Origin of the sequence: Telluria antibiotica (genome assembly GCF_011682055.1) — a bacterium.
Taxonomy (GTDB): domain Bacteria; phylum Pseudomonadota; class Gammaproteobacteria; order Burkholderiales; family Burkholderiaceae_D; genus Telluria; species Telluria antibiotica.
Map to the genome: position 1 here is coordinate 1 of NZ_JAAQOM010000044.1, position 1,352 is coordinate 1,352.

General features: G+C 50.7%; 2 tRNA genes and 2 rRNA genes. All 4 read left to right on the forward strand.

The window, feature by feature from the left end:
- Window positions 1-658, forward strand: a 16S ribosomal RNA gene (locus HAV22_RS30730); the annotation flags it as partial.
- Between the two features lie 81 nt (window positions 659-739).
- A tRNA-Ile gene (locus HAV22_RS30735) sits at window positions 740-816 on the forward strand.
- Window positions 817-917: 101 nt separating this feature from the next.
- Window positions 918-993, forward strand: a tRNA-Ala gene (locus tag HAV22_RS30740).
- A 224-nt stretch (window positions 994-1,217) separates the two neighbouring features.
- Window positions 1,218-1,352: ribosomal RNA gene (locus HAV22_RS30745) — 23S ribosomal RNA — on the forward strand; the annotation flags it as partial.

Genomic DNA, 1,352 nt, shown 5'->3' on the forward strand with positions numbered 1-1,352 from the left:
GCCTGGGGAGTACGGTCGCAAGATTAAAACTCAAAGGAATTGACGGGGACCCGCACAAGCGGTGGATGATGTGGATTAATTCGATGCAACGCGAAAAACCTTACCTACCCTTGACATGTCAGGAACCTCCGAGAGATTGGAGGGTGCTCGAAAGAGAGCCTGAACACAGGTGCTGCATGGCTGTCGTCAGCTCGTGTCGTGAGATGTTGGGTTAAGTCCCGCAACGAGCGCAACCCTTGTCATTAGTTGCTACGCAAGAGCACTCTAATGAGACTGCCGGTGACAAACCGGAGGAAGGTGGGGATGACGTCAAGTCCTCATGGCCCTTATGGGTAGGGCTTCACACGTCATACAATGGTACATACAGAGGGCCGCCAACCCGCGAGGGGGAGCTAATCCCAGAAAGTGTATCGTAGTCCGGATCGCAGTCTGCAACTCGACTGCGTGAAGTTGGAATCGCTAGTAATCGCGGATCAGCATGCCGCGGTGAATACGTTCCCGGGTCTTGTACACACCGCCCGTCACACCATGGGAGCGGGTTTTACCAGAAGTAGGTAGCTTAACCGCAAGGAGGGCGCTTACCACGGTAGGATTCGTGACTGGGGTGAAGTCGTAACAAGGTAGCCGTATCGGAAGGTGCGGCTGGATCACCTCCTTTCTAGAGTGGCACTGCGAGCGCAAGCTCGATCATCAAGCGCCTACGCTTATCGGCTGTTATAAAGTTAAACGAGAACAGTTCGGGTCTGTAGCTCAGTCGGTTAGAGCACCGTGTTGATAACGCGGGGGTCGTTGGTTCGAATCCAACCAGACCCACCAAGAAGTTATCAAACGAAAGTAAAAACCTACTTTCGTTTGGAACTGCGTTAGCTAAAAATGCCCGGCGAAGCCGGATCATTTTTAGTGGCAAAAGCCACAATGGGGGATTAGCTCAGCTGGGAGAGCACCTGCTTTGCAAGCAGGGGGTCGTCGGTTCGATCCCGTCATCCTCCACCATCATTCGACTGTTTAGACTATCTTTATCCAAGACCTGAGTCTTCGATAAGTGTAGTTCTCGTTCTTTAACAATCTGGAAGAAGTAAAGTTTTCTTTAAGCGTTCAATACGTTGAAAAATGTATCGAACACTTAGGGTAGTAATCTGTATGTATCAACAAACAAAGTAAGCTGAACTCTTGTTGTTATGACGTTCCCTGTACTCATGCAGGGGCCAACGTTATAGGGACAAGCGAATAAGTGCACATGGTGGATGCCTTGGCGATTACAGGCGATGAAGGACGTAGTAGCTTGCGATAAGCTGCGGGGAGTGAGCAAACACACTTTGATCCGCAGATTTCCGAATGGGGAAACCCGGCCT